This is a genomic window from Mesorhizobium sp. CNPSo 4688 (assembly GCF_057784295.1).
The window spans coordinates 364,313-385,967 of sequence record NZ_JBWLUY010000007.1; the positions used below are offsets into that span (position 1 = coordinate 364,313).

Sequence of the window (21,655 nt, forward strand, 5' to 3'; positions counted from 1 at the left end):
TTCTCCGACAGCATTAGCTGCTGCGCTAACTCTCGCTGCTGAAATCGCAAAATAGTGCGCCATGCGCTCGATTGGATTTGGCGTCACGCCGCCTTCCTGAACCGCGCCCGGTCATGCGGCGCGGCGTAGTCAAGCTCCGGGCCGACAGGCACGATGCGCGTCGGGTTGATGCCCGCGTGGCTGCCGTAATAATGCGTCTTGATGTGGTGCAGGTTCACCGTGCCGGCGACGCCGGGCACCTGGTAGAGATCGCGCAGATAGTTCGACAGGTTCGGATAGTCGGCGATGCGGCGCAGATTGCATTTGAAATGGCCGACATAGACCGGGTCGAAACGCACCAGCGTTGTGAACAGCCGCCAATCCGCCTCGGTGATGCGCTCGCCGGTGAGGTAGCGCTGTTTTGACAGCCTCTCCTCCAGCGTATCGAGTGCCGAGAACAGCTCTGCAAAGGCTTCTTCATAGGCTGCTTGCGTGGTGGCAAAGCCGGCGCGGTAGACACCATTGTTGATGGCCGGATAGACCAGCGCATTGACCTTGTCGATCTCGCCGCGCAGCGTCGGCGGATAGAAATCGACGCCGGCATCGCCCCATTCGTCGAAGGCGGAATTGAGCATGCGGATGATCTCGGCGGATTCGTTGGAGACGATGGTCTGTTCCCTTTTGTCCCACAGCACCGGCACCGACACCCGGCCCGAATAGGCGGGATCGGCTTTGGTATAGATCTGATGCAGGAAATCGAGGCCGTAAACCGTGTCGCCGGTGGCCCCGTCCTCGGCCAGAAAAGTCCAGCCGTCGGCGCCGAGGAAATGATGCACGACCGAAACCGAGATGATGCCTTCGAGCTTCTTCAGCGCGCGAAAAATCAGCGTGCGGTGCGCCCACGGACAGGCGAGCGAGACATAAAGATGGTAACGGCCCGGTTCGGCCTTGAAGCCGCGCGTACAGCCTTTAGCCGGCGCGCCATCACGCGTGATCCAGTCACGCCACTGCGTCTCGGCGCGGACGAACCTGCCGCCGCTATCGACCTTGGCCGGGCGGTCCTGCCATTTGCCTTCGACCAACAAACCCATGCGAAATCTCCTTGCCTGTCTTGGCCAATGTAGGCGCAAAGCGGCAATGTCGAAGTCGTCATCTGCTGAACAGAGCGTCACTCGTCCGAAATGCCTGATAAAAGCGACCGATTGCAGCGGCCGAAAAATGATGCTAGCGGACACTCCGCATGTTCGACTTTGCCTCGATACGGTTTGACCGACGACGAAAGGGCGCCCGCGCTTAGAAAGCGCTGACTGGCGAACGCTGCCGCTTGCAGCAACCTTCCTCGTATATCGGACCGCAAAGACCATGAGCCTTGCCGACGTGAAATACCTGCCGGAAACACCGGCACATGACCCCGAAATCGAAGCCATCAACGACGAAGCCTTCGGCCCCGGTCGCTTCGTGCTGGCCGCCTACAAGATCCGCGAGGCCGGCGGCCACGAGCGCTCGCTGTCCTTTGTTGCCGTCGATGGTGACATCGTCGTTGCTTCGGTGCGCATGACCCGCATCGCCGCCGGCGCCGGCCGCGCGCTGATGCTCGGGCCGCTTGCCGTGCGCCCTGCGTTCAAGAATCTCGGCATCGGCCGCCGGCTGGTGGCGATCGCGCTGGAAGCGGCGGCCAAGGCTGGCGCGCCGGCGGTGATCCTTGTCGGCGACGAGCCCTATTACGGCCCGCTCGGCTTCAGGAAGATCCCACGCGGCCAGATCTCCATGCCACGCCCGGTCGACCTCGACCGGCTGCTGTCGCACGAGATCCTGCCTGGCGCCGTGGCGCGTCTTTCCGGTGAGGTCTGCCATGCCAGCCTTGCCAGGATTGCCGAGAACGTTCCGGCGATGGCCTGATTGCCCGGCCGATCGAGACGTCTCGATGGACCGGTCAGGTTGCACCATGCCAGCGACCTCCGTAGCATGATCCGCAAAAGCAGGGAGGACGCGGCATGAACCCGAACGGCCAGATTGCGATCGTAACCGGCGGCGGCTCCGGACTAGGCGAGGCAACCGCCCGCGCGCTGGCCGATAAGGGCGCCCGCGTCGCGATTTTCGATATCGGCCTCGACCGGGCGGCGAAAGTGGCGGGCGACATTGGCGGCACCGCCATCCAGTGTGACGTCAGCAGCGCCGACAGCGGTACGGCCGCGGTCGCCGAAGTGGAAAAAAGGCTTGGGCCGGCGCGCATCCTGGTGAACTGCGCCGGCATTGCCATCGGCGTGAAGACCATCGGCAAGGACGGTCCGCATCCGCTCGACCAGTACCGCAAGGTGATTGAGATCAACTTGATCGGCACCTTCAACATGATCCGCCTCGTCGCGGATCGCGCCGCCAAGCTCGAGCCGTTGCAGGGCGGCGAGCGCGGCGTCATCGTCAACACGGCGTCGGTCGCCGCCTATGACGGCCAGATCGGCCAGGCCGCCTACGCCGCCTCCAAGGGCGGCGTCGTCGGCATGACGCTGCCGGTCGCCCGCGATCTCGCGCGCTCCGGCATTCGCGTCTGCACCATCGCGCCCGGCATCTTCAAGACGCCGATGATGGCCGGCATGCCGCAGGAGGTGCAGGATTCGCTTGGTGCGGCCGTGCCCTTCCCATCCCGCCTCGGCGAACCGTCCGAATATGCGGCGCTCGCCCTGCATATCGTCGAGAACCAGATGCTAAATGGCGAAACCATCCGTCTCGACGGGGCGATCCGCATGGCGCCGAAATAGCTGGCCATGACGGCCGGCGCAGCCGCAGTGAAGACCGGCCCGCTGGCCGGCCTGAAAGTCATCGAGATGGCCGGGCTCGGCCCGGTGCCGCTGGCCGGGCTGATGCTGTCGGAAATGGGCGCCGAGGTGCTGCGCATCGAGCGCGCCGGATCGGACCAGCCTTTGCTGCCGCTCTCCGATGCGCACAATCTCGACCGTTACGGCCGCTCCATCCTGCCCCTCGACCTTAAGCAAGAGAAAGGCATCAAGCTGGTGCTGGGTCTCGTTAAGAAAGCCGATCTGCTGATCGAGGGCTTTCGTCCCGGTGTCATGGAGCGATTCGGTCTCGGCCCGGATGCTGCATTGGCGCGCAACCCGGCGCTGATCTACGGCCGCCTGACCGGCTTCGGCCAGGACGGGCCGCTGGCCGGCCGCGCCGGCCACGATATCACCTACCTCGCCTATTCCGGTGTGCTGCATGCCATCGGCCGGGAGGAAAGCCGGCCGGTGCCGCCGCTGAATCTGATCGCCGACAATGGCGGCGGCGCCATGATGCTGATCGCCGGCGTGCTCGCAGCGCTGTTTGAGCGTTCGCGCTCCGGCAAGGGCCAGGTGGTCGACGCGGCAATGGTCGAGGGCGCTTCGATGCTGGCGGCGCCCATACACGCCTTCATGGCGGCCGGCCTGTGGAGCGACAGGCGCGGCGCCAACCTGCTCGATTCCGGCGCCCCCTTCTACGACACCTATGAGACGGCGGACGCACGCCACGTCGCGGTCGGCTGCCTTGAGCCGCGCTTCTTCGCCGAATTCGCCAGGCTGCTGCCGCTGGGCGAGCATTTTGTCCGCGGCCAGTACGACAAGGCGTTGTGGCCGGACATGCGCGCCACCATCGCCGACCGGTTCCGGCTGAAGACGCGCGACGACTGGGCCGGTCTGTTTGAGGGCACCGACGCTTGCGTCGCGCCGGTTTTGTCGCTTGCGGAGGCCAGGAACCATCCGCACAATCGTGCTCGTCACGCATTTGTGAAGACGGGCACGTTCGAACGCCCGGCACCTGCGCCGCGCTTTTCCGCCTCGCAGCCGGCGCTTGCCGCCATGCCGGATGATGACGACCAGCGGCCGCAAAACGTGCTGGCGCGCTTCGGCTTTTCGGCAGATGAGATCACAACGCTTGTCAAATCCGGTCTGATTGGCCAATAACTGGATGAAGAAAATCAACTTAACCCGGTGAGCATTTTGAACGAGCCGAAGAAGGACGTCATTCGCGCGACGGACGCCGAGGCGGTCAGGCTGGCAACAACCTTGATCCGCAGCGCCCGCTTCGGCGCCCTGGCGGTCATCGAGCCCTCGACCGGTTCACCGCTGGCCTCCAGGGTCGGTGTCGCCACCGACACCGATGGCGCGCCGCTGATCCTTGTCTCGGCGCTCTCCGCTCACACCGGGGCGATGCTTGCCGAGCCGCGTTGCTCGCTGCTTGTCGGTGAACCCGGCAAGGGCGATCCGCTGGCGCACCCCAGGATAACACTGGTTTGCCGGGCCCAGCCGCTTGAGCGCGGCTCGAGCGCGCATGCCCGCGCCGAGCGGCGCTATCTCAACCGCAACCCCAAGGCAAAACTCTATGCCGGGCTCGGCGATTTCTCGATCTTCCGCCTCGAGCCGGAGCGCGCCAGCCTGAATGGCGGTTTCGGCAAGGCCTATCTGCTCGACCGTGCCGATATCATCACCGATGGGCCGATCGTCGAGGAACTGGCCGCCAGCGAACAGTCCGCCCTCGACCACATGAATGCCGACCATCTCGACGCAATCGCTGTCTATGCGCATCATTTTGCCAAGGCCGAAGGTGATGGCTGGACCATGACCGGCTTCGATGCCGAGGGCATGGACCTGGCATCGGGCGACGCCGTTTGCAGGGTCTATTTTCCGCAACCATTGAAGACCGCGCGCGACCTGCGGCCAGTTCTTGTCGACATGGCCAAGACCGGACGTATGCCGGCTACGCAAGGATAATCGTCATGAATCAAAAGCATGTCTTGAGATTTGGGCGAAATGATCTACGATTCATACGGCGCTGAATCAGCAGCGCGATCCACAGCTGAATTATAGCACCCAACGCTATTTGCCCCCATAGCGTTCGGATGAGCAGGGAAACATGGGGCATGGTCTCGACCAAACTAATCGCCAATGCCGAATCGGCGGCGGCATTTCTGACCCTTATGGGCAACGAAAAGCGGCTTTTGATCATGAGCTATCTGGCCGACGGTGAGATGTCGGTTGGTGCCATCGCCGAAAAGGTGGTGCTCAGTCAGTCCGCTTTGTCGCAGCATCTGGCCAAGCTCAGGGCGCTCGATCTTGTCGAGACCCGCCGCGACCGGCAGATGATCTACTATTCCTGCAAGTCGGACGCCGTGCGCGAGCTGTTGCGCATGCTGGACGGCATTTTCGGGATCGGCGACTTGTCCCAGATGGCAACGCGTCTGCGCCGCGCCGGGACTTGACCTGCGGCTCCGATCGCTCCTTACCTGGCTGACGATTTTTCGCCGGCCGAGGTATTGATGGATCCGATCCAGATCGACGACGCGCGCGATCCGCGGGTCGCCGCCTATCTCGACATCCGCGAACGCGATCTCACCGGCCGCCATGGCCGGTTCGTCGCCGAAGGCAAGGTGGTGCTGGACGTCCTGCTGTCAGCCGGACGCTTCGCCGCCGAGTCGGTCCTGGTTCTGGAGAACCGGCTGGCCGGGCTCGACGACATCCTGCGCAAGGCCCCTGCCGACCTGCCGGTTTACGTTGCGAAAAGCGACGTCATGGACAGGATCGCCGGCTTCCACATGCATCGCGGCATATTGGCGATCGGCAGCAAGGGCGCGCCGCAGGCCGCAGAGGCCTTGCTCGACACCTTGCCAGCCGACGCGCTGATCGTCGTGCTCATCGGCATCGCCAACCATGACAATATGGGATCGATCTTCCGCAACGCTGCCGCCTTCGGGGCCGATGCCGTGTTTATCGACGCCACCTGTTGCGATCCGCTGTATCGCAAAGCGATCCGCGTCTCCGTCGGCGCAGCGCTGAAAGTTCCCTTCGCCTCCTTCAGCCACACTGAAGCTTTCATCGCGAAGCTCGACGAGTTGGGCTTCGGCCAGGTCGCTCTATCGCCGCGCGGTGAGGCTGACATTCGCAATGCCGCGAGACCGAAACGACTGGCGCTCTATCTCGGCACCGAAGGCGAAGGCCTGCCCGAGAGGCTGCTTGACCGGCTGCGGACGGTGAGGATTGCGATGTCTGAAGGGTTCGACAGCCTGAATGTCGCCGCAGCCTCAGCCATCGCGTTGCATCATTTTTCGACTGGCAAGTCGGTAGCCGCCCAGGATTTTTGAAAGCCAGCGGCCTGAAGCTCAGCCCGCCGAATCTGCCTTTTGCAGCGCCCGCACGCGATCGGCGAGGCTGATGGTTCCCGATCGCGCTTCCTGCGGCGCAGCCAACGCCTTGGTGATCGGCGAATCGGGTCCTTCAAGCTTGGCCGTCAGGCTGACGACCTCTGCCGCGAGCGTGTTCATCTGTTCGCGCAACGCATCACCGACGCTGCGCCCGTCATCGCCATTTCTCGCGGTCTCGGAACCACCAAGCTCCGTCTTCAGCCGCTTGTTCTCACGGGCCAGCGTCGTCAGCCTGGCTTCCAGCCGCTCGCGATCGCCTTCGAGCTTGGCTAGCACCTTGTCGACGTCCTCGTTACCAGCGGGGGCATTGTCCTGCGCGCCAACAAGGCCAGCAGCCACGGCGCCTCCCACAGCCTCGCCCTTCAACCGTTCGCGAAGCCGAACCAGTTCCTTTTCGCGGCGATCGAGCTTGTCCTCGCGATCGGCAAGCGTGGCGAGCAGGCGCTCGAGCTTCTTTTCGAGATCGGCGGTTCTCTTCTTCTCGGCTTTCAGAGAATCGCGCGTGGCCTTGCTCTCGGCGACGACTTCCTGATGGCGCTTCTCGGCTTCCTTACGCTGGCCGCGCAGCACCGAAATGTCGTTGGCGAGCTTTTCCAGCTCCGATTCGCGCGCCACCAGTTCGATCTGACGATTGCTGGAGGAGAAGGAGGCGTCGTCGTACATGTGCTCGAGCTTTTCGAGCTCAAGCGCGCGCTTTTCCATCATGCGCTCGGCCTGCACCAGCTTGTCCGTCAGCTGCTGTATCTGCTGCTCGCGATGCAGGAGCAATTCGTTTTTTTCTCCGAGCTCGGAAAGCGCCTGCTTCTTGTCCTTGCGCTCGACCGCCAGGCCTTTCAGTGCCTCGCGCCCGCGACTGATTTCGACGAGTTGCTCATTGGCCTGCTCACGCAGCGTCTTGACGCTGATTTCGAGCCGGCGCGTCGTCATGGCGAACTCGGCCCGCAAGCTGTCCTTGTCGGCCTGGATCTCGGCCAGCGTTCGCGGCACCGACGCCTCGACACGCCTGCGCGTCAGCGCGACCGCCCGCCGCCAGATGGCCGGCGCAACCAGCAGCGCCAGAAAGCCGGCGCACAGAAAGCCGAGAGCGAAGAACAGGATCGATTGAACCAAGGTGACTACCCGTTACAGGCGGGCCGCTAGCCGACAACCGCCAAGTCTGGACTTTGCCATGTTCGCATGACGCAAATCCAGCGCTGCGGCAAGAGTATGCCGCAGCTTGATCGGGTCGGAACCTGTTGATCGGGTCGACCTGTGGTCGGAATCGCTCAGAAGGGATTCCAGGTCGGCCTCTGCGTCAGCTTCAGATAGCCGAGATTGACGCCAAGCCGCGCGCCGACGCCGGTGCGGATCGGCACCAGCAGCACCCTGTTGTTCTGCAACACGTTGAAGCCGACGCCGGCCACGACATAGGCGGAACCGGCGACGCCGCCGAACCGATTGTAGAGATTGCTGACGTCGTCGAGATTGTAGACGAGCATCATCACCCGCGATCCCTCGCCGCCGAAATCCCAGCCGAGCGACGGACCTTGCCAGAACACCTTATGATCGCCGGCATTCTTGGTGTAGAGCGTGCCTTCGCCATAGGTCAAGCCGCCGATCACCGCGCCAGAACCCTCTTCGCCGAGCAGATAGCCATTGGGCAGGCCGTAGGAGGCAAAAATCTTCTCGACGACGGTGGCGAGACCGCCCGACGTCGCGCCGAAGAACTTGTGGCCGGAATCGACGATCTCCTGAGCGGTGTATTCCTGCGCCCGCGACGCAGAGGTTGAGAAGGCGAGAGCGCCCATGAGGGCAATCGCCATGAAGAAGACACGGACAAAGGTCCGGTCGTAGAATCGGGAAACCATGCTTCCAATCTCCGTCAGGGAGCACTTTCGCCGACACCTCGCACCCCGTCCGGCTCTTTAGGCGGCCGTTAAGGATGGCTGTTACGGGCAAACTATGCCGTAATCCTTTTTCAACCATTAACCTTCCACATGAACATGGCGGTTCGAAGGCTGTCTGACCGTCTGTGCGGGCTCCCATCCTGTGCAAACACGCCATTTTTGCTGACGAGAATTGTGGATTTGTTGCTGCACGCTCGGGCGCTGTGTATTCAGAAGCGCTGGGGAAAGAGCGTGATTCGGGTGGGTGAGGCGCGGCGGTCGCTCGCGTGGCCACCAGCATGTGAATTTTTTGCAGGGATTTTTGCCGATGGCCGAGCTTTTCTCTCTCTCCGCACCCGATCTCGCAGCCTTGTTGTGCAGCCGCGTCTGCCACGACATCATTTCGCCGGTTGGGGCCATCAACAACGGCCTTGAACTCCTCGACGAGGGCGGCGCCGACGAAGACGCCATGAAACTGATTCGCCAAAGCGCCAAAAACGCTTCGGCCCGCCTGCAGTTCGCCCGCATCGCCTTCGGCGCCGCAGGTTCGGCCGGCATGATGATCGACACCGGCGATGCCGAGGCCGTCGCCATCGCGTTCCTGAAGAACGAGAAGCCGGAACTGGTCTGGAACGGCGTTCGCGCCCTGCTGCCCAAGAACAAGGTCAAGCTGCTGCTCAATTTACTGCTCGTCGCCAACGCCGCCATCCCGCGCGGCGGCAAGCTGGTGGTTACACTGGAAAACCTCGACACCGAGCCGCGCTTTGCGCTTGCGGCAAGCGGCCCGATGCTGCGTGTGCCGCCAAAATTCCTCGAACTCCATTCCGGCAACAAGCCCGAGGAGCCGATCGACGCCCATTCGGTCCAGCCTTATTACACGCTGCTTCTTGCGCGTGAGGCCAACATGACAATCTCGATCCACGCGACCGCCGACGAGATCGTGCTGTCCGCGGTCTGACGAGCCGAAGTCGTTACCGGCTCGGCCGACAGCCAAGAACAAGTCAAGTATCTTTTCCTGCTGATATTTGCGGACTTGGCCGAAATTCAGAACAGCCAAGTTTCTTCGTCGGCGACGCGTCGACTGGCACGGCGCGCAAACGACATTTTTGCAAAAACTTTACCTAACGGCTTTTCGGCTTCTTTACCAGATCGGCCTAAGGTGCATCCTGATACCCCGGATGCCGCCGGTTCGCCCCAAGGCAAAGAGGACCCGGAAATGAAGCGCTGCATGTTTGTTGACGATTCGAGTGTGATCAGGAAGGTCGCAAAACGGATTCTTGGCGGCTCCGACATGGTGGTGATCGAAGCGGCCACCGGCCTTGACGCGGTCGAGATGTGCGCTGCCGAGATGCCCGATGTGATTGTCGTAGACGGCGCCCTGCCGGACATGCAGGCGGTCGATCTCATCCGCCAGGTCCGCGCCATGGAAAGCGCGATCAAGCCGCAGATCCTGATTTCGTTGGTTGAAGTCGATGTCGCCTCGATCATGAAGGCAAAGCGCGCCGGCGCCCAGGGCTATCTCTTGAAGCCGTTCAACCGGCCGCAACTGCTCGAACGCTTTCGTACCCTGAAGGTCGCCGCCTGATTCGGCTCGTGGTCGAACGGAAGGACAGCAAAAAAACCCGGCCTGAGCCGGGTTTTTTTGCATTGAACTCAATCAGATGATTCGGTCAGGCGCTGACGCGGATGTCTTCCGGCTCGCGCAGCACATAGCCACGGCCCCAGACCGTTTCGATGTAGTTCTGGCCACCGGACGCAGCGTCGAGCTTCTTGCGCAGCTTGCAGATGAAGACGTCGATGATCTTCAATTCCGGTTCGTCCATACCGCCATAGAGGTGGTTGAGGAACATTTCCTTGGTCAGCGTGGTGCCCTTGCGCAGCGAGAGCAGCTCCAGCATCTGGTATTCCTTGCCGGTCAGATGCACGCGCTGGCCACCAACTTCGACGGTCTTGGCATCGAGATTGACCACCAGGTCGCCGGTGGTGATGACCGACTGGGCATGGCCCTTGGAGCGGCGCACGATGGCGTGAATGCGGGCGACCAGCTCGTCCTTGTGGAACGGCTTGGTCATATAGTCGTCGGCGCCGAAGCCGAGGCCGCGCACCTTGTCCTCGATGCCGGCCATGCCGGACAGGATCAGGATTGGCGTCTTCACCTTGGAGAGGCGAAGTGTCCGCAAGACTTCGTAGCCTGACATGTCGGGAAGGTTGAGATCGAGAAGAATGATATCGTAATCATAAAGTTTCCCGAGATCGACGCCTTCTTCGCCGAGGTCGGTCGTATAAACATTAAAACTTTCGGATTTGAGCATCAGCTCGATGCTCTGAGCGGTTGCACTGTCGTCTTCTATCAGCAGAACGCGCATTTCATTCCCCTTTTCTGCCGCCGGACCAAGTCACGACCCATCCGGGACCGGAGCAGTGATTGCCTGAACAGAAGGCTGCCATCGAATGGTTAACAAAACCTAATTCCGCACCCAGAACGGTACCAGATTTTTTAACCGCTTTCTACACCCTCTTGAATCTAATGATGAATCACAGAACCAAATCGCTAATGCAACACATTAATAAGTTGGACTAAGTGACTCAAGGGACTCGCTGGCCGGCTTCCGTATCGGGAGCCGGAATTTTTACCCGGCCTTAAGTCCTCGCCCTTATGATTAACAATGCCCGTAAACGAATGGTTACCGCCGGCAAAAAACTTTAGGAATTTGTTTCCCATAGTTCGGGGAATGCCGGTGGATACGGGTGTCGCCAGGCCCTGGCGAGCGGATTGGACGATATGTGCAGGTGTGCGTTTGCGGGAGTACCGAATCATGAAGTCACGTGAAAACCTCGTTCGGCTGAAGCAGTTTCAGGTGAATGAGAAGCGGCGGCAGCTGCTGCAGCTCGACACGATGATCGCCGAGTTCGAGCGCATGGCTGTTGAACTGGAGCTTCAGATCACCGCCGAAGAAAAGAAGGCGGGCATCACCGACATCAGTCATTTTGCCTATCCAACTTTCGCCAAAGCGGCGCGTCTGCGCCGCGACAACCTCAGAAACTCGCAAAGCGACCTCGCCCAGCAGCGAAGCGCTGCCGAATCATTACTCGGCGAAGCTGAAGCGGAGCTTTCCAAGGCCGAGATGCTGGAATCGCGCGACACCAAGATCCGCGATGCGGAACTCGGCGGCCGCAGCGCCATGATCGGCTGAAGACTGTATCTGATCCAGCCGGCAGCAACTGACGCCGCGCCTTGAGTGTAGCCGCGCCAAAGGGCTCTGGCGCTGCTGATCTGGCCGCAAGGCGGCCGCAGCCTCACGCCTGTGCCGGTAACTCCGCTTCCTGGTTCGCCGCTGCCCTTGCCCGCGCTTCCTTGATGTCGGGCACATGCTCTTCCGACCAGGACCGTATCTGGGTGAGCAGCCCCGCCAGGTTCTGGCCAAGTTCCGTCAATTCATATTCGACCCGCGGCGGGATCACCGGAAAGATTTCGCGCCGCACCAACCCGTCCCGCTCGAGAATGCGCAGCGTCTGCGTCAGCATTTTGGGCGTGATGCCTTCCAGCCTGCGCGCCAGTTCGCCATTGCGCATCCGGCCGCGGCGCAATGCGCAAACCACCAGATAGACCCATTTGCTGGCCAGCATTTCGAGCACGGCGTGCGAAGGGCACGTCCGCTGGAAGGCATCATAGCCGCCGCAATCATTATCACTATCCATGAGGTACCTATATATAGAAAAGGTACATACTAGACAAGAGAATATTACTATCCAAATGATAGTGGCATATGAACCCAAGCAGGAGCTTGCCATGCGTGCCGTTATCCAGAATTCCGTCGGCGGACCCGACGTCCTCGTCATCACCGATCGTCCCGCCCCCTCGCCCAAATCGGGCGAAGTGTTGGTCCGCGTGCACGCAGCCGGCATCAATCCGGTCGATGGCTCGGTACGCGCCGGCAATTATCCATTGCTGGGCGAACCGCCCTTCACCCTCGGCTGGGATATTTCAGGCACCGTCGAGGCGCTAGGCCCTGGCGTCAACGGTGGCCTCAAGGTCGGTGACGCCGTGTTCGGCATGCCGCATTTCCCCAAGCAGGCCGCGGCCTATGCGGAACTCGCTGTCACCCCGGCCGATGAAATCGCGCCAAAGCCGCGAATCCTCGATCACGATCACGCCGGCGCGCTGCCGCTGGCCGGCCTGACCGCCTGGCAAGGCCTTGTCCGCCATGGTGGCCTGAAGCCCGGCCAGCGCGTGCTCATCCATGCCGCGGCCGGAGGCGTCGGGCATCTGGCGGTGCAGATCGCCAAGGCGCGCGGCGCCTATGTCATCGCCACCGCCAGCCCGGGAAAACTTGATTTCGTCCGCTCGCTCGGCGCCGATGAGGTCATCGACTACACCAAGGGCGATTTCACCGCTGAGGTCCGCGACCTCGATGTGATTCTGGACCCAATGGGCGGCGACCATGCCGACCAATCGCTGACGGTCCTGAAGGACGGCGGCGTCCTGGTGTCGCTGCTCAACGTCCACGACACCACCCGGGCCAAGGCTGCGGCGCGAAACATCCGCGTCGAGCGCATGTCTGTGGTGCCTGATCGGGAAGGCCTCGTTGAGCTTGGCAAACTGGTCGACGCGGGAAATCTCGCCGTCCATGTGGCAAAGAGCTTTCCGCTCGAACAGGCGGGTGCGGCGCACGCCTTTCTCGCCACCAGGCCGATCGGCAAGGTGGTGCTGACGGTCTGAAGCAGGCCTTACGACAGGCAAAAGGGCGCGGTTACCGCGCCCTTTTCTGTTGAGATCCTGGCTCTAGTGCCGGTATTGCTGAATGCGCGTCGTGCGCAGTCCGGCAAGGCCGTATTCGTCGATCGACGCTTGCCAGGACAGGAATTCCTCGGTGGTCAGCTTGTAGCGCTGGCATGCCTCGTCGAGGCTCAAAAGCCCGCCGCGAACCGCAGCAACCACTTCCGCCTTACGCCGGATAACCCAGCGACGTGTATTCGTCGGCGGCAGATCGGCAATCGTAAGAGGGCTGCCGTCAGGCCCGATAACATATTTGACTCGCGGTCTAACAAGATCGGTCATCGTACTCTCTACAAAAAACTCAAAGACCCAATCCCCACCACATTACCGCCACAGCTTTAAAAATTGCCTAAGCGAACCCTAATGACTAGGTAAGGATCATGAACGCCGCGTTAGTCTTTTCGTCGGCATTTGAGTGAACGGCCGGGAGACACGCAATTTTCCCGTGAAATCGGCGCCCCCGCAAAGCTGGCGCCGCTGATGTGGTTGACCTATATTCGCGCCATTGAAGCGCCGCGCAGAACGAAAGAACCATGAACAGCCTCGATCTTCCCGCCAGCCCGCAAAACACCCGCGTCGTCGTCGCCATGTCGGGCGGTGTCGATTCGTCCGTCGTCGCAGGCCTTTTGAAGCGCGAAGGCTATGATGTCGTCGGCGTCACGCTGCAGCTCTACGACCATGGCGCGGCAACGCATCGGGCCGGCTCGTGCTGCGCCGGCCAGGATATTGACGACGCCCGCCGCGTTTCCGAGACATTGGGCATCCCGCATTACGTGCTCGACTATGAAGAGCGCTTCCGCAAGGCGGTGATCGATCCGTTCGCCGAGAGCTATGTCGCCGGCGAAACGCCGATCCCCTGCGTGTCCTGCAATCAGACGGTGAAGTTCGCGGATCTGCTGGCGACCGCCAAGGACCTTGGCGCCGACGCGCTCGCCACCGGCCACTATATCCGCTCCGGCGCCAATGGCGCCCACCGCGCGCTGTTCCGGCCGGTTGATGCAGACCGCGACCAGAGCTATTTCCTGTTTGCCACCACGCAGGCGCAGATCGACTATCTGCGCTTTCCGCTCGGCGGCCTGTCGAAGCCCGCGGTGCGCGCCATTGCCGAAGAGATGGGGCTGACCGTCGCCGCCAAGCAGGACAGCCAGGACATCTGCTTCGTGCCGCAGGGCAAGTATTCCGATATCATCGCCAAGCTGAAGCCGGCTGCCGCCAACCCGGGCGATATCGTTCATATCGACGGCCGCGTGCTTGGCCGCCATGACGGCATATTGCGCTACACGATCGGCCAGCGCCGCGGCATCGGCATTGCGTCGGGCGAGCCGCTCTACGTCGTCCATCTCGACGCCGACCGGGCCCGCGTCATTGTCGGCCCGCGCGAGGCGCTGGAGACGCACAAGATCTACCTGCGCAACATGAACTGGCTGGGCGATGGCGCGCTGTCAGACATCCCGGCCGCCGGCATGGAGCTGTTCGCCAAGGTCCGCTCGACGCGGCCGCCGCGCCCGGCCGTACTGCATCACCGCGCCGGCAGCACCTTTGTGGAACTGGTCGACGGCGAGTCCGGCATCGCGCCCGGACAGGCCTGCGTGCTCTATTCCGATGACGGCAACGAGGCCCGCGTCTTCGGTGGCGGCTTCATCGAGCGTTCGGAGCGCGGCGCCGAGGCCGAAGCCATGCTGACGCGGCTTGCCGCCCGGCCGGCGCAGGTTCCCGCCGAGTAAACACTACTTTTCTCGGAGACCGTTGGCCGCCGGAGTAGAATTTCCAAACGGTCTCAGGATTTGGTGTGTGTGACCGTGCCTGCCGTCAGGATGCGCAGCACCCTGATGGCTTCCTCGCCGCTGGTGCGCGGCTCGGCGCGCGTCTCGATGCACTGGATGAAATGCTCTAGTTCGCGCGTCAGCGGCATGCCCTGGCCGACCGCGACATAGGATGGTTCGTTGGTGGTGAAGGCCCACTGGCCGCTGTCCTGCCACACTGCGTGGCGGTAGACGGCAAGCTTGCGCTCCCACGGCTCGACATCGTCGAACACCGCCATCGCCTTGGTGCCGACAACGGTCAGCCGCCGCTCGCGGTAAGGGTTGAGCCGCGAGGCGAAGAGATGGCTGCGCAATCCATTGGGGAAGCGCATATGCAGATGCGCGAAGTCGCTGAGGTTGTCGAGCAGTGCCGCCCCCTCGCCTCGCACCTCGATCGGCTCGGTCCCGGTGATGGCCAGGATCATCGACAGATCGTGCGGCGCCAGATCCCACAGCGCGTCGTTCTCAGTGTGGAATTTGCCGAGGCCGAGCCGGTGCGAATGGATGTAGCGGACTTCACCGAGCTCGCCATTGTCGATCAGCGCCTTCAGCGTCTCGAAGGCGGGATGGAAGCGCAAGACATGACCGACCATGAACACGCGGCCATTATCCTTAGCCGCCTGCACCGCGCGTTCGGCATCAGGCACCGTCAGCGCAATCGGCTTTTCCACCAGCACATCCTTGCCGGCTTCAGCGGCGCGTACGGCGAGATCGGCATGGAATTGCGGCGGCAGCGCCATGACGATGGCGTCGATATCGTCGCGCACGAACAGCTGATCCGGCTCGATCGCCAGGCAGTCCTGCTCGCTGGCAAAACCTTCGGCCCGCGCCCGATTGGCATCGGAAACCGCATGCAGCGCGCCAAGCGCCTTGAGGGTGCGGATGTGGTTGCTGCCCCAGTATCCGCAACCGAGGACTGCAATGCGCGGCTTCATCAGCTTCAAACTCTAGATTTCTTGGCCGAGACATAGCGACGTGCCCCGCCGAACTCAACCCCGGCGACAAGAGCATGGTCCCGAAAAGTGGGAACCGGTTTTCACGGACAAACGGGGAACCTGTTTTGTCCAGAGACCATGCTCAAACAAAAGACTAGAGCCCCATCCCGACTGCATCGGGATGGAACAGGCTCTGGCCTCAGATGTCTGCCCGGCAAAGCTTTTCTCGGGCGACAATATGCCGGCGCGCCTGACGCATCGATGCTTGACAGGCTCGCCATCCCAACCTTATATCCGCGCGACCTTGGCGAACGCCTCGAACTGCCTTGCGATTTAAGGTGGATTTCGGGCCTTTCGCCGCCCTGGCGGGGTAGCTCAGTTGGTTAGAGCACGGGAATCATAATCCTGGGGTCGGGGGTTCAAGTCCCTCTCCCGCTACCACCATTCCCCACACTCCTTTGACGCCGTTGGGAAAGGCATTCTCACCGAGCAGTGCCGTTAGACGCCCCGTGATCTCGACTTCGAATCCGCCGATCCTCGACGGGTCTTGGAACACAGTTGTGGTTTCGATCAAATCCCGCACGCCTCTGCGGATTGGGAATCGCCAACCGTAATTCCTCTGGCAGGGCTGGCGCCGGCACGTGAGAACCCGCCAAGCTAGGTCCCAAAGTGTCCTGTCGCCTTTCGACAAAAGAAGGGCGGCGGGACAAAGACCGGCGATGAAGGGACGTTAATCGTCGATCGAGCGTGCTATAACCGAACCCGGCAATGCCGGGCCGTCTTCGCTGGCCCTCTGCAAGAGCCAAACCGAAGGATTCGATCTCGAAACGGCCGCCGGACGACCGTTTTAGATTATCACGGCATCGGAAAGTCGTCATGAAATCGTTCCCGGTAACGGAGCGCGCCGTATTTCAAAAAGGTCAACGAGATCTAGATTGTACGTCTTTTACGGAATGTTCCCACGCAGTGGGGAGAGTGATAACCTGCCTTCCTGCTCGGAGGTCACGGCGACCGAGGGCCGCCTCTTAAATGACTTCCGACAAGCATATTGGGACTTTGGTCTATTGCACCTTAGGACCGAAGCTGGGCGATGGAACCTTTGCCCAAGGTTAAGGTTCGAGCCGCGCATTCGTGGCTCGGCTGGAAGGCCGCCACCGCTTAGTTTCAGTAAATCGCTGAGGGGAGTGGCACATGCCTATTTCCGAAGAAATGATGGACGAGTACCTCGAATTTCGATGCCCCAACTGCTCCCATGTAATGGTGAAGAAGGGCTCTTGGGTGAAGGTGATATCTACCTTCAACTGCGACCGATGCGACGCGAAGATTAGGATCGGTTATTTGACCAAGCTCGCGCTTTTCGAACAAAAGATGCAGAGCATGCGCCTATCATAGTCCAATCCGCCAGTGCGCGAGGAAGGGCAATCGACAGCAGACTTTGCGTTACTCAACAATACCTTAGGTTGGCGTCGGCTGTGCCGGCACTGCCGGAGAAGCCTGCGGTGAAGCCGTGACAGCTGTCAGCCTGCCCTTCTTGTCCAGGTTCGGCTTTTCATAAACGCGCTTTGCTGGTGCTGCCTGCAGAAAAAAGTGCTGCGCTGAAGATGCTCGATGAGGTCAGCAAGGACATACAGACATGAAAAAAGCCCGCCGGCTTGAGCCCGCGGGCGAGAATTTCATCAAAGGCTGACGAGGGGTTTGAATTCTCGTCGTAGATAAAATTAGCTGAAGCTCACATTGGGTCAACTAGTCCTTACGGCCTATCGTCCTGTTTCGAGCAACCCCTATCTCCAATCCGGGACAAGGTAGATCAGGCAGCGAATGATGGAGCGGTTTGCCAAAAAACTCACTCTTCGCGCGAAGGAACAAGCGCTCGCCCAAGCGAACGACCGAGAATCCCTGCGAACCCAAATCGCCGAAGCCTACAAAAACCTGGCCGAGATGTCCGAACGACTGAAGGCCGCGGATCTCGCGGACGGGCGCCTGAGAGTGTACCGGCCGCGCTACGGAGGCAATTTCTCGTGCCCAATCTGTTGGGTGGAACGCGGCACAGTCAGGATGCTCCGTCGCGAAGAGGAGCCGAACCATGCGTACCGCTGCAAAGCATGCGGTTTCAACGAATTGGATGATCAGTGATAGAAGCGGCTTCAGGTTCACCAGGTCTAATCAAGCGGCGGGTTCCCAAAAATCGGACTTGGGGCATGGTCATCGCCAAGCGTGGCGCCGCGCGCCCTGCCGAACGACCCGCAAAACGTTGTGTGGTGGCCCTTACAGGCCATGGGTCTATTTTATTCCGGTGACCCTGCCTGCTCTGTCGAGCCTGCAATTGACCTTTGCCTGCCGGACTTCGATGCCACCTTGCCTTGCGTAGTCCACTCGCACGTTGATCGGCGCCGAGATTGCACCGCGGCGTTGACGCAGGGCACCCGCGCTTGCCGCGCGGACACGGATGGCCCCAAGCGGCTTGGCAGCCGACATGACCGCCGAGCGGCAGGCTTGCACGACCGCAACTGGCGTCCCGGGAATCGCTTCCAGTGGTCCCAGAAATCCAAAGGGATACCCCTTGGTGAAGCCCCGCCCTGATTTGGAAGGCCTTAGGACAGGCGGCAGAACCATCGACTTTCTGGTGGTCTTGGCAGTCGCTGCCGAGACTGCGGCCGGACTACCGGCAGTGGTAGCCGATTGGTTTTCGGCGGACACGTCATCGCCGACGCCGACACCTGCGCCAACCGAAGCTCCAACGTTTGCTCCGCCCGCACCGTCGACGCTCGTGCTTACCCCCACAGACGTGCCTTGCGCACCAGCGCTCACTCCAGCACCGATCCCGAGACCGCCGACGTTCGCGCCCACCCCCACTGATGTGCCTTGCCTACCGCCGCTCACCCCTGCGCTGAGTCCGATGCCGCCGACACCGGTGTCAAAAGCCGAGGCAGGCCCGACCGCCATTCCGGTCATCAATGCGGCCACGACGCAATTTTTCATTGTCATGCTCCCGTGCGGCATACATTTCGCTCCCTAGTCCTCACTGGCCCAGGCCGCGCTTTTTCGGGGGGCGCGTTGGGAGCAACGCCTCGGGAAGATCGATGGTAGCCAGCACCTCCGATTGCGATGGATCCTGGCCCTTTTCCTTCTGTTTCTCCTGTGAGCGCGGTTTACGGGTTGCCCCTGAGCGCGGTAATTTAGCTGCAAGCTCACCCGCTGGGGCGCGTACTTTCGGCGCGCGCTGCAATGCTGTAATGCGACGCTTATCCTTGAAGATGTCAATTGTCTCACGCGCGGCACTGAGGCTGCGGGCCAAACCGTTAGACCTTTCACGCTCCTGGTCCAGCGCCGCACTCAACACAGTCGATTGCTGCCTCAACGCATCGCGTTCCTTCCGAACAGAGTCGAGCTCACCTGTGGCTGAATCTGCTCGTTCGCGTTCCAGTTTGAGTGCTTCCCCAGCCTGCTTGGAAGCGGCTTCGGCCACTTGGCGGCCCTTTGCGACGCTGGCCTGCTCGACTGCGGCCAGATTTGCACCTGTCTTGAGAGCATCGATCGTTTGATAAGCCGTGGAAAGTTGTTGCTTCAAGAGCGCAACCTTCTGGCGCTCGTCCTCAAGCGCTTGCTTTGCAGGAGCCTCGGAGGCTTCCATGGAGGGGTTGGCTCCTGGCACGCTGTTGTCCGCGCTTTCAGAGAGAGTGGCTGCCGCCCGGAGATTCTCGATAACACGTTGCGCCGTCTCCAAACTGTGCGAGAGCGCTTCGTCTGTTTGCTGCTGTGCTTTTAAGGCCTGAGCTTGCTTGGCGAGCTCCGCTCGTGCTGTGGCCAACTCGCGGCGCAACCCTTCCACATTCTCGTCGAGCGAGGTGTGTGCATCCTTGGATGCCTGCGCTTCACCGAGGACCGCACTGGATGCAGGGGATCCCGACGCGCCCGTTTGCGTGCTGCCCGGTTCTTTCTCGAAATCGGTGTGGTCCAAAACCACGATCGACGAGTTGTCGTTAGCTGTGCCGACTGTTGACGCTTCCGGGGCCAACTGACTGTACGCTGGAGATGCAACCAGCAGAATGAGGGTTAGCGGGACGAAAAGAGACATAGCGTCGCGCGATGCCCTGCGTCTCCCTCGGGATAAAATCAATAGGCGTCGATTAATGAAAGTGAAGTCATAGCGGAGACGCATCGATTTGGTATTCTGCGCATAGACCATCGCTGAAACTCATCAACCACGGCCCTCACCGCCATTGTATTTTCCACTTACTGCGGGCCACGGCGCTAAATGCCGCGTGAGACGAATTTTATCCCTATCTCCTTACTTGTCTTCGTTCGAACGGACGAAGGACATTCCTCGTGCTCGCTAGGCTCGACCTATGAACAAAATGGGGACCATCAGGCCGATGGCGCTGGCCAGCAAAAGGCTGATCATCGCGACGATGAAAACCTCAAGAGCGCAACTGACCCATTTACCTGTGATCGACGAAAAATGCAGCTTCGATCGCGAGGGCCTCGTCCCAATTGCCGACTCATTGGCCACCTCTTCTGGGCGGAGACGATTAGCCATGCGTACTACTCCACCGTCACCGATTTCGCCAGATTGCGCGGCTGGTCGACGTCGGTGCCCATGAAGACGGCGGCGTAATAGGCCAGCATCTGGATCGGCAGCGCGTAGATGATCGGCGAGATGATTTCCGGCACGTCGGGCAGGATGATCGTCAGCTCGCCGGCGGCGTAACCCTCGGCGTGGATGTAGGAGATTTCCTTGAGCTTCAGCGCGCCTTCCATGGCCAGCGGGAAGTTGGTGTCGCGGCCGAGATAGAGCACGTCCTTGTAGCGCGAGATTTCGCGCGCGATGCGCTCGATCTGCTCTTCGAGCTTCAGCACCTGGTTGGCGTAGCGCGGCGCTTCCGAAAGCGCGCGCACCAGCGTCCTTTCCTCGTCCTTGGAGATCGTGCCGCGGGCCACGCCGGCGCGCACCGCCAGCGACGCCAGCACCGACAGCTGGCAGGTGAAAGCCTTGGTCGAGGCGACGCCGATCTCCGGCCCGGCCAGCGTCGGCAGCACGACATCGGATTCGCGCGCCATGGTCGATTCGCGCACATTGACGACGGCGCCGATCTTCATACCGGCCTTGCGGCAATAGCGCAGCGAGGCAAGCGTGTCGGCGGTCTCGCCCGATTGCGAGATGAAGAAGGCGGCGTCATCCGCCGACAGCGGCATTTCGCGGTAGCGGAATTCCGAGGCGACATCGATGTCGACCGGCAGCCGCGCATAGCGCTCGAACCAGTATTTTGAGATCAGGCCGGCGAGATAGGCGGTGCCGCAGGCCGAGATCGCCAACCGGCCAATCTTGGCGAAGTCGAACGGCAGGTCGAGCGGCTTCGACACGCCGGAGACGAAATCGACATAATGCGCCAGCGTGTGCGAGATCACTTCCGGCTGTTCATGGATTTCCTTTTCCATGAAATGGCGGCGGTTGCCCTTGTCGACCATGAAGCTGGTCGACAGCGACTGCTGGCGCTTGCGGTCGACTTTTTTGCCATCGATGTCGAAGATGCTGACGCCGTTGCGGCGCACCACCGCCCAGTCGCCGTCTTCGAGATAGGTGATGGAATTGGTGAAGGGCGCGAGCGCAATGGCGTCGGAGCCCAAAAACATCTCGCCGTCGCCATGGCCGACGGCCAGTGGCGGGCCATTGCGGGCGCCGACGATCAGGTCCTCGTCGCCCGTGAACATGATGGCCAGCGCAAAGGCGCCTTCCAGCCGCTTCAGCGCCTGATGCGCGGCCTCGACCGGCTTCAGCCCTTTGGTCAGTTCCCGCGCCACCAGATGCGCCACCACCTCGGTGTCGGTCTGCGAGGAAAACGAATAGCCGTCGCGGATCAGCTCGTCGCGCAGTTCGGCGAAATTCTCGATGATGCCGTTGTGGACGATGGCGACGCCGTCGGAAAAATGCGGATGCGCGTTTGTCTCGTTGGGCACGCCATGCGTCGCCCAGCGCGTGTGGCCGATGCCGATCGTGCCATCGAGCGGCTCGTCTTTCAGCCGGCGTTCGAGGTTGATCAGCTTGCCTTCGGCGCGGCGGCGGCCGAGCGCGCCTTTCTCGACGGTGGCGACGCCGGCCGAGTCATAGCCGCGGTATTCCAGCCGTTTCA

23 protein-coding genes and 1 tRNA gene are annotated in these 21,655 nt (G+C 61.5%); 13 read left to right on the top strand and 11 right to left on the bottom strand.

The features are described 5' to 3' along the window. Window positions 1-83: 83 nt before the first annotated feature. Window positions 84-1,070 carry a glutathione S-transferase family protein gene (locus tag AC04SH_RS15850; RefSeq protein ID WP_488575713.1) on the bottom strand — a complete coding sequence of 329 codons (987 nt, stop codon included), beginning with the start codon at window positions 1,068-1,070 and terminating at the stop codon, window positions 84-86. Window positions 1,071-1,341: 271 nt separating this feature from the next. Here AC04SH_RS15850 and AC04SH_RS15855 point away from each other — a divergent pair, with 271 nt between their 5' ends. From AC04SH_RS15855 to AC04SH_RS15880, 6 genes are all read left to right on the top strand, one after another. Then, window positions 1,342-1,878, top strand: coding sequence for a GNAT family N-acetyltransferase (locus AC04SH_RS15855; protein ID WP_488575714.1), 537 nt, complete (start codon window positions 1,342-1,344; stop codon window positions 1,876-1,878). A gap of 95 nt (window positions 1,879-1,973) precedes the next feature. After that, a complete protein-coding gene (locus AC04SH_RS15860; protein ID WP_488575715.1) occupies window positions 1,974-2,735 on the top strand; it encodes a 3-hydroxyacyl-CoA dehydrogenase in 762 nt (253 codons plus the stop codon). A gap of 6 nt (window positions 2,736-2,741) precedes the next feature. Next, a complete protein-coding gene (locus AC04SH_RS15865; protein WP_488575716.1) occupies window positions 2,742-3,914 on the top strand; it encodes a CaiB/BaiF CoA transferase family protein in 1,173 nt (390 codons plus the stop codon). A 36-nt stretch (window positions 3,915-3,950) separates the two neighbouring features. Then, window positions 3,951-4,721 (top strand): HugZ family pyridoxamine 5'-phosphate oxidase, encoded by a 771-nt coding sequence (locus AC04SH_RS15870; protein WP_488575740.1) that lies wholly within the window; start codon window positions 3,951-3,953, stop codon window positions 4,719-4,721. A gap of 149 nt (window positions 4,722-4,870) precedes the next feature. Further along, complete coding sequence (locus tag AC04SH_RS15875; protein WP_488575717.1) at window positions 4,871-5,209, top strand: ArsR/SmtB family transcription factor; 339 nt, start codon at window positions 4,871-4,873, stop codon at window positions 5,207-5,209. Between the two features lie 57 nt (window positions 5,210-5,266). After that, the gene (locus AC04SH_RS15880; RefSeq protein WP_488575718.1) at window positions 5,267-6,088 is read left to right on the top strand and encodes a TrmH family RNA methyltransferase; all 822 of its coding nucleotides are present in this window, start codon (window positions 5,267-5,269) and stop codon (window positions 6,086-6,088) included. Between the two features lie 18 nt (window positions 6,089-6,106). On the opposite strand, the gene AC04SH_RS15885 is transcribed toward AC04SH_RS15880, so the two are convergent. Then, entirely contained in the window at window positions 6,107-7,258 is a 1,152-nt protein-coding gene (locus AC04SH_RS15885; protein WP_488575719.1) for a coiled-coil domain-containing protein, read from the bottom strand. 155 nt (window positions 7,259-7,413) lie between these two features. Next, entirely contained in the window at window positions 7,414-7,950 is a 537-nt protein-coding gene (locus tag AC04SH_RS15890) for a DUF1134 domain-containing protein (protein WP_235984549.1), read from the bottom strand. Window positions 7,951-8,341: 391 nt separating this feature from the next. On the opposite strand from AC04SH_RS15890, the gene chpT reads away from it, so the two are divergent. Together chpT and AC04SH_RS15900 are read left to right on the top strand one after the other, a co-directional pair. Continuing rightward, window positions 8,342-8,971 carry a histidine phosphotransferase ChpT gene (chpT, locus tag AC04SH_RS15895; protein ID WP_477238742.1) on the top strand — a complete coding sequence of 210 codons (630 nt, stop codon included), beginning with the start codon at window positions 8,342-8,344 and terminating at the stop codon, window positions 8,969-8,971. 258 nt (window positions 8,972-9,229) lie between these two features. Further along, complete coding sequence (locus AC04SH_RS15900; RefSeq protein ID WP_477238785.1) at window positions 9,230-9,598, top strand: response regulator transcription factor; 369 nt, start codon at window positions 9,230-9,232, stop codon at window positions 9,596-9,598. A gap of 85 nt (window positions 9,599-9,683) precedes the next feature. Here AC04SH_RS15900 and ctrA read toward each other — a convergent pair whose 3' ends face one another. Beyond that, on the bottom strand, window positions 9,684-10,379 hold the full coding sequence (ctrA, locus tag AC04SH_RS15905; protein WP_006203583.1) for a response regulator transcription factor CtrA: 696 nt from the start codon (window positions 10,377-10,379) through the stop codon (window positions 9,684-9,686). A 450-nt stretch (window positions 10,380-10,829) separates the two neighbouring features. On the opposite strand from ctrA, the gene AC04SH_RS15910 reads away from it, so the two are divergent. Beyond that, window positions 10,830-11,207: a flagellar export protein FliJ gene (locus AC04SH_RS15910; RefSeq protein ID WP_142869582.1), complete on the top strand. Its 378-nt coding sequence runs from the start codon at window positions 10,830-10,832 to the stop codon at window positions 11,205-11,207. Between the two features lie 103 nt (window positions 11,208-11,310). Here the strand turns inward: AC04SH_RS15910 and AC04SH_RS15915 are convergent, their stop codons facing one another. After that, window positions 11,311-11,712 (bottom strand): winged helix-turn-helix transcriptional regulator, encoded by a 402-nt coding sequence (locus tag AC04SH_RS15915; RefSeq protein ID WP_488575720.1) that lies wholly within the window; start codon window positions 11,710-11,712, stop codon window positions 11,311-11,313. A 91-nt stretch (window positions 11,713-11,803) separates the two neighbouring features. Here AC04SH_RS15915 and AC04SH_RS15920 point away from each other — a divergent pair, with 91 nt between their 5' ends. After that, window positions 11,804-12,733, top strand: a complete 930-nt coding sequence (locus tag AC04SH_RS15920; RefSeq protein WP_488575721.1) for an NADP-dependent oxidoreductase — start codon at window positions 11,804-11,806, stop codon at window positions 12,731-12,733. A 63-nt stretch (window positions 12,734-12,796) separates the two neighbouring features. On the opposite strand, the gene sciP is transcribed toward AC04SH_RS15920, so the two are convergent. Then, on the bottom strand, window positions 12,797-13,072 hold the full coding sequence (sciP, locus tag AC04SH_RS15925) for a CtrA inhibitor SciP (protein ID WP_013529904.1): 276 nt from the start codon (window positions 13,070-13,072) through the stop codon (window positions 12,797-12,799). A 251-nt stretch (window positions 13,073-13,323) separates the two neighbouring features. On the opposite strand from sciP, the gene mnmA reads away from it, so the two are divergent. Beyond that, window positions 13,324-14,514, top strand: a complete 1,191-nt coding sequence (mnmA, locus tag AC04SH_RS15930; protein ID WP_142869579.1) for a tRNA 2-thiouridine(34) synthase MnmA — start codon at window positions 13,324-13,326, stop codon at window positions 14,512-14,514. A 53-nt stretch (window positions 14,515-14,567) separates the two neighbouring features. Here mnmA and AC04SH_RS15935 read toward each other — a convergent pair whose 3' ends face one another. Next, a complete protein-coding gene (locus tag AC04SH_RS15935) occupies window positions 14,568-15,527 on the bottom strand; it encodes a Gfo/Idh/MocA family protein (RefSeq protein ID WP_477238749.1) in 960 nt (319 codons plus the stop codon). Window positions 15,528-15,891: 364 nt separating this feature from the next. Between AC04SH_RS15935 and AC04SH_RS15940 the strand changes: the two genes are divergently transcribed. Further along, a tRNA-Met gene (locus tag AC04SH_RS15940) sits at window positions 15,892-15,968 on the top strand. A 1,380-nt stretch (window positions 15,969-17,348) separates the two neighbouring features. Next, window positions 17,349-17,660 carry a hypothetical protein gene (locus AC04SH_RS15945; protein WP_488575722.1) on the top strand — a complete coding sequence of 104 codons (312 nt, stop codon included), beginning with the start codon at window positions 17,349-17,351 and terminating at the stop codon, window positions 17,658-17,660. Window positions 17,661-17,807: 147 nt separating this feature from the next. Here the strand turns inward: AC04SH_RS15945 and AC04SH_RS15950 are convergent, their stop codons facing one another. The 4 genes from AC04SH_RS15950 to glmS form a co-directional block, all read right to left on the bottom strand. Beyond that, window positions 17,808-18,506 (bottom strand): hypothetical protein, encoded by a 699-nt coding sequence (locus tag AC04SH_RS15950; protein ID WP_488575723.1) that lies wholly within the window; start codon window positions 18,504-18,506, stop codon window positions 17,808-17,810. 40 nt (window positions 18,507-18,546) lie between these two features. Then, window positions 18,547-19,713, bottom strand: a complete 1,167-nt coding sequence (locus tag AC04SH_RS15955) for a hypothetical protein (RefSeq protein WP_488575724.1) — start codon at window positions 19,711-19,713, stop codon at window positions 18,547-18,549. Window positions 19,714-19,860: 147 nt separating this feature from the next. Next, window positions 19,861-20,064: a hypothetical protein gene (locus tag AC04SH_RS15960; protein WP_488575725.1), complete on the bottom strand. Its 204-nt coding sequence runs from the start codon at window positions 20,062-20,064 to the stop codon at window positions 19,861-19,863. Between the two features lie 5 nt (window positions 20,065-20,069). Next, window positions 20,070-21,655: glutamine--fructose-6-phosphate transaminase (isomerizing) (glmS, locus tag AC04SH_RS15965; RefSeq protein WP_488575726.1), on the bottom strand; the 1,586-nt coding region annotated here is incomplete at its 5' end.

Excerpts from the sequence above, each read along its gene's own strand:
- AC04SH_RS15850 (WP_488575713.1), bottom strand. The coding sequence starts at position 1,070 with ATGGGTTTGTTGGTCGAAGGCAAATGGCAGGACCGCCCGGCCAAGGTC.
- AC04SH_RS15855 (WP_488575714.1), top strand. The coding sequence starts at position 1,342 with ATGAGCCTTGCCGACGTGAAATACCTGCCGGAAACACCGGCACATGAC.
- AC04SH_RS15860 (WP_488575715.1), top strand. The coding sequence starts at position 1,974 with ATGAACCCGAACGGCCAGATTGCGATCGTAACCGGCGGCGGCTCCGGA.
- AC04SH_RS15865 (WP_488575716.1), top strand. The coding sequence starts at position 2,742 with ATGACGGCCGGCGCAGCCGCAGTGAAGACCGGCCCGCTGGCCGGCCTG.
- AC04SH_RS15875 (WP_488575717.1), top strand. The coding sequence starts at position 4,871 with ATGGTCTCGACCAAACTAATCGCCAATGCCGAATCGGCGGCGGCATTT.
- AC04SH_RS15880 (WP_488575718.1), top strand. The coding sequence starts at position 5,267 with ATGGATCCGATCCAGATCGACGACGCGCGCGATCCGCGGGTCGCCGCC.
- AC04SH_RS15890 (WP_235984549.1), bottom strand. The coding sequence starts at position 7,950 with ATGGCGATTGCCCTCATGGGCGCTCTCGCCTTCTCAACCTCTGCGTCG.
- chpT (WP_477238742.1), top strand. The coding sequence starts at position 8,342 with ATGGCCGAGCTTTTCTCTCTCTCCGCACCCGATCTCGCAGCCTTGTTG.
- AC04SH_RS15900 (WP_477238785.1), top strand. The coding sequence starts at position 9,230 with ATGAAGCGCTGCATGTTTGTTGACGATTCGAGTGTGATCAGGAAGGTC.
- ctrA (WP_006203583.1), bottom strand. The coding sequence starts at position 10,379 with ATGCGCGTTCTGCTGATAGAAGACGACAGTGCAACCGCTCAGAGCATC.
- AC04SH_RS15910 (WP_142869582.1), top strand. The coding sequence starts at position 10,830 with ATGAAGTCACGTGAAAACCTCGTTCGGCTGAAGCAGTTTCAGGTGAAT.
- AC04SH_RS15915 (WP_488575720.1), bottom strand. The coding sequence starts at position 11,712 with ATGGATAGTGATAATGATTGCGGCGGCTATGATGCCTTCCAGCGGACG.
- AC04SH_RS15920 (WP_488575721.1), top strand. The coding sequence starts at position 11,804 with ATGCGTGCCGTTATCCAGAATTCCGTCGGCGGACCCGACGTCCTCGTC.
- sciP (WP_013529904.1), bottom strand. The coding sequence starts at position 13,072 with ATGACCGATCTTGTTAGACCGCGAGTCAAATATGTTATCGGGCCTGAC.
- mnmA (WP_142869579.1), top strand. The coding sequence starts at position 13,324 with ATGAACAGCCTCGATCTTCCCGCCAGCCCGCAAAACACCCGCGTCGTC.
- AC04SH_RS15935 (WP_477238749.1), bottom strand. The coding sequence starts at position 15,527 with ATGAAGCCGCGCATTGCAGTCCTCGGTTGCGGATACTGGGGCAGCAAC.
- AC04SH_RS15945 (WP_488575722.1), top strand. The coding sequence starts at position 17,349 with ATGGAGCGGTTTGCCAAAAAACTCACTCTTCGCGCGAAGGAACAAGCG.
- AC04SH_RS15950 (WP_488575723.1), bottom strand. The coding sequence starts at position 18,506 with ATGAAAAATTGCGTCGTGGCCGCATTGATGACCGGAATGGCGGTCGGG.
- AC04SH_RS15955 (WP_488575724.1), bottom strand. The coding sequence starts at position 19,713 with ATGGTCTATGCGCAGAATACCAAATCGATGCGTCTCCGCTATGACTTC.
- AC04SH_RS15960 (WP_488575725.1), bottom strand. The coding sequence starts at position 20,064 with ATGGCTAATCGTCTCCGCCCAGAAGAGGTGGCCAATGAGTCGGCAATT.